Source organism: Micrococcus sp. TCR-5, assembly GCF_052220525.1.
GTDB classification, from domain to species: Bacteria; Actinomycetota; Actinomycetes; order Actinomycetales; family Micrococcaceae; genus Micrococcus; species Micrococcus luteus.
Genome location: NZ_JBQPDO010000047.1, coordinates 1 through 469, shown reverse-complemented (window position 1 = coordinate 469; position 469 = coordinate 1). Strand labels below are relative to the sequence as shown.

Annotated in this window: 1 pseudogene; it reads right to left on the bottom strand. The window is 65.7% G+C overall.

What is annotated here, in order from left to right:
* A pseudogene (locus ACTSKS_RS11040) lies at positions 1-469 on the bottom strand (pyridine nucleotide-disulfide oxidoreductase); the annotation flags it as partial.

Below are 469 nucleotides of genomic sequence, written 5' to 3'. Positions count from 1 at the left end.
AGGAAATGCAGGTGCAGCCGACGCGAGGCGCTCTGCTGACGGTCCTCCTGCTCCATGAGCCAGTTCGTCAACGTGCCCACCATGGTGCGGACCTGATTGTTCTCCTCGATCGCCTTCTCCGAGGCCTCATCGAAGTCGAAGTCCTCCTCGTACAACACGATGTCCACATCCCGGGAATGCGCCAGCTCCCGCAGCTCCAACGGGGTGAACTTCACCTGCGCCGGCCCACGCCGACCGAACACGTGCACATCCGTGACCGGGGAGGCGGCCAGGTCCCGGTACACGTTGTCCGGGATCTCGGTGGGCAACAGGTCCTCGGCATGCTTGGACAGGATCCGGGCCACATCCAGGGCCACGTTCCCGTTGCCGATCACCGCCACCTGCGTGGCCTCCAACGGCCAATGCCGCGGCACATCCGGGTGCCCGTCATACCAGGACGCGAAGTCCGCGCCACCGAACGAGCCGGCCA